Origin of the sequence: Streptococcus mitis (assembly GCF_001579035.1) — a bacterium.
In the GTDB taxonomy this organism is placed as follows: domain Bacteria; phylum Bacillota; class Bacilli; order Lactobacillales; family Streptococcaceae; genus Streptococcus; species Streptococcus mitis_J.
In genome coordinates this window covers 31,142-34,289 of sequence record NZ_KQ970288.1, presented here as the reverse complement: position 1 = coordinate 34,289, position 3,148 = coordinate 31,142, and the positions used below count along the sequence as shown (strand labels likewise).

At 40.3% G+C, this 3,148-nt stretch carries 6 protein-coding genes; all 6 read left to right on the top strand.

Annotated elements, in window-relative coordinates; genetic code table 11:
* Nucleotides 1-260, top strand: a 260-nt coding sequence (locus tag SMIDD26_RS13015; protein ID WP_246746953.1) for an LPXTG cell wall anchor domain-containing protein, incomplete at its 5' end; no start/stop codon positions are given.
* 163 nt (nucleotides 261-423) lie between these two features.
* Nucleotides 424-714 (top strand): 30S ribosomal protein S6, encoded by a 291-nt coding sequence (gene rpsF, locus SMIDD26_RS06340; protein WP_001151785.1) that lies wholly within the window; start codon nucleotides 424-426, stop codon nucleotides 712-714.
* An 11-nt stretch (nucleotides 715-725) separates the two neighbouring features.
* On the top strand, nucleotides 726-1,196 hold the full coding sequence (gene ssbA, locus SMIDD26_RS06335) for a single-stranded DNA-binding protein SsbA (RefSeq protein ID WP_000609606.1): 471 nt from the start codon (nucleotides 726-728) through the stop codon (nucleotides 1,194-1,196).
* A gap of 31 nt (nucleotides 1,197-1,227) precedes the next feature.
* A complete protein-coding gene (rpsR, locus tag SMIDD26_RS06330; RefSeq protein WP_000068664.1) occupies nucleotides 1,228-1,467 on the top strand; it encodes a 30S ribosomal protein S18 in 240 nt (79 codons plus the stop codon).
* Nucleotides 1,468-1,638: 171 nt separating this feature from the next.
* Nucleotides 1,639-2,142 carry a GNAT family N-acetyltransferase gene (locus SMIDD26_RS06325; RefSeq protein WP_061439682.1) on the top strand — a complete coding sequence of 168 codons (504 nt, stop codon included), beginning with the start codon at nucleotides 1,639-1,641 and terminating at the stop codon, nucleotides 2,140-2,142.
* A gap of 79 nt (nucleotides 2,143-2,221) precedes the next feature.
* Nucleotides 2,222-3,148 (top strand): Cof-type HAD-IIB family hydrolase (locus SMIDD26_RS06320; RefSeq protein ID WP_246746952.1); only part of this gene is annotated, 927 nt, incomplete at its 3' end.

Here is a 3,148-nt window from a genome sequence, read left to right as displayed (position 1 = left end):
GCAATAAAGTTCATCATTATAAGAGAGTGGTGACACCGCAACATTTTGATACAGAAGTTCCTGAAACTCCGTCTCAGCACTCCCAATCAGCTCAACCAAGCACTCCAAGCCAACCTGCTGTTCCAACACCTAAATATGTTGATGGTCAAAAAGAATTGCCTAACACAGGTACAGAAGCTAACGCTAGCCTCGCAGCGCTTGGACTTCTTGGAGTCCTAGGTGGATTTGGACTTCTTGCTCGCAAGAAAAAAGAAAACTAAAAACTCATAGGTTTTGAGAAGATGATTCGTCATCTTCTTTTTTTATTTAGGTGTTTTTACTTGCGTAAAAAAATGTTTTCTAGTATAATAGTTTATTGTGAGCGAACCTCACTTACCCCTTGCAAAGTCTTGGGGTCATTAGACCAAAAGGAGGAACATATCAATGGCTAAATACGAAATTCTTTATATCATTCGTCCAAACATTGAAGAAGAAGCTAAAAACGCTTTGGTAGCACGTTTTGACTCTATTTTGACTGACAACGGTGCAACTGTTGTTGAATCAAAAACTTGGGAAAAACGTCGTCTTGCATACGAAATCCAAGATTTCCGTGAAGGACTTTACCACATCGTTAACGTTGAAGCAAATGACGATGCAGCTCTTAAAGAGTTTGACCGTCTTTCAAAAATCAACGCTGACATTCTTCGTCACATGATCGTCAAAATTGACGCGTAAGAAGGTAAACTATGATTAACAATGTTGTACTTGTAGGGCGCATGACACGTGACGCTGAGTTGCGTTATACCCCATCAAATGTAGCAGTTGCGACTTTTACTCTTGCAGTAAACCGTACATTTAAGAGTCAAAATGGCGAACGTGAGGCTGATTTTATCAATGTCGTTATGTGGCGCCAACAGGCTGAGAACCTTGCTAATTGGGCTAAAAAAGGCTCACTTATCGGGGTGACAGGCCGTATCCAGACTCGTAGTTACGATAACCAGCAAGGACAACGTGTCTACGTGACAGAGGTCGTGGCTGAGAATTTCCAAATGTTGGAAAGCCGTAGTGTGCGTGAAGGTCATACAGGTGGAGCTTACTCTGCCCCAACTGCAAACTATTCAGCACCTACAAATTCAGTACCAGACTTTTCACGTGATGAAAATCCATTTGGAGCAACAAATCCATTGGATATTTCAGATGATGATTTACCATTCTAATGGACAACTAAAATTATAAAGGAGAAAAAACATGGCTCAACAACGTCGTGGCGGATTCAAACGCCGTAAAAAAGTTGATTACATCGCAGCAAACAAAATTGAATATGTTGATTACAAAGATACTGAGCTTCTTAGCCGTTTCGTTTCAGAACGTGGGAAAATCCTTCCTCGTCGTGTAACAGGAACTTCAGCTAAAAACCAACGTAAAGTAACAACAGCTATCAAACGCGCTCGCGTAATGGCTTTGATGCCTTTCGTAAACGAAGATTAAAGAAAAGACCCGGTTGGGTCTTTTTTTCACGAGCCTTGAAATGAGAGAGCGAGTTGGGGTCCAGTGGACCTCTTTTTTAGACCCGTTTGGGTCTTTTTTCAAGAGATAGTTTTTTTCTGACCTTGGCGTGCTATAATGGTAATAGAAAGAGTAAAGGTGGGTAAGTCAAAGATGAATTGTACGATTAGAAATATGATTAAGTCTGATATTGAATCCTTATCTCATGGATTTATGAATCAAGGTTGGCCTGGTAGAGAGGAAATTTTGGCTAGATATTTTCTGGAACAGGAAAGTGGGGAGAGAGAAGTTTTAGTTGCAGAGATTGATGGTGCTGTAGCGGGCTACATTACCATTTTGCCCTCTGCTAAACATGGTCCTTTTGCAGAAGTCTATCCAGAATTATCAGATTTTAATGTGTTTGAGCCTTTTCGAAATCAAGGGATTGGGAATCAACTGCTAGAAGAAGCAGAAAAACGAGTCAAGTTTGTTTCGAGTAAGGTCACTCTTGGTGTAGGTTTGCACTTAGGCTATGGCCCTGCCCAGAGATTGTATATCAGACGGAGCTACATTCCAGATGGGACAGGTGTCTGGTATAGAAATAAACCGCTAGAAATGGGTGCAAGTTGTCAAAACGATGATGATTTAGTTTTATACTTATCCAAGGATTTACAATAAAACTGGAAATTTTTTGAAAATAGGGGATTTAGCTACTTTATGGTATAATGGAAAGAGTTAGATTGAAAGAGGTAGTGAGATGGATGCCAAATTAAGATACAAGGCAAAGAAGATCAAGATTGTCTTTTTTGATATTGATGATACATTGCGAAATTCAAAGACAGGTTTTATTCCAGCTTCAATCCCAACTGTTTTTAAGCAATTACGTGAGAAAGGAATTTTGACAGGTATTGCTTCTGGACGAGGGATTTTTGGTGTCGTTCCAGAAATTCGTGAACTCAAGCCTGACTTTTTTGTGACCTTAAATGGGGCCTACATCGAAGATAAAAAAGGTCAGGTCATTTATCAACATCAGATTGAGAAGTCAGATGTTGAGGAGTATATTTTTTGGGCTAAGCAAGAGGGAATTGAGTATGGCTTGGTTGGGAGTCATGATGCCAAGTTGTCGACTCGCACCGATATGATTAGTGAGGCTATCAATCCAATTTATCCCGACTTAGATGTAGATCCAGATTTCCATGAAAAAGAAGATATCTATCAGATGTGGACTTTTGAAGATAAGGGAGATGACTTACGCTTGCCTGACAGTCTCTCAGACAAACTTCGCATGGTTCGTTGGCATGAGCATTCGTCTGATATTGTGCCGATTTCAGGCTCCAAAGCGACGGGTGTGGAAAAGGTTGTGGAACACCTTGGTTTGAAACCAGACAACGTCATGGTTTTTGGAGATGGCCTCAACGACTTGGAACTCTTTGATTATGCTGGAATTAGCGTTGCAATGGGAATTTCTCATGAAAATATCAAAGAAAAAGCAGATTATATTACAAAAACATTAGAAGAAGATGGCATTTTTGATGCCTTAGAAGGATTTGGTATGGTAGAAAAAGAATTGCATTTCCCACAAGTAGACATTGAAACAGTAGAAGGTCCTCTTGCGACCATTAAGACCAATCACGGAGACTTGCGTATTAAGCTCTTCCCTGAACATGCTCCTAAAACAGTGGCT

What these genes read in the sequence shown, in the direction of transcription:
- rpsF (WP_001151785.1), top strand. Translation starts at nt 424, where the DNA reads ATGGCTAAATACGAAATTCTTTATATCATTCGTCCAAACATTGAAGAA.
- ssbA (WP_000609606.1), top strand. Translation starts at nt 726, where the DNA reads ATGATTAACAATGTTGTACTTGTAGGGCGCATGACACGTGACGCTGAG.
- rpsR (WP_000068664.1), top strand. Translation starts at nt 1,228, where the DNA reads ATGGCTCAACAACGTCGTGGCGGATTCAAACGCCGTAAAAAAGTTGAT.
- SMIDD26_RS06325 (WP_061439682.1), top strand. Translation starts at nt 1,639, where the DNA reads ATGAATTGTACGATTAGAAATATGATTAAGTCTGATATTGAATCCTTA.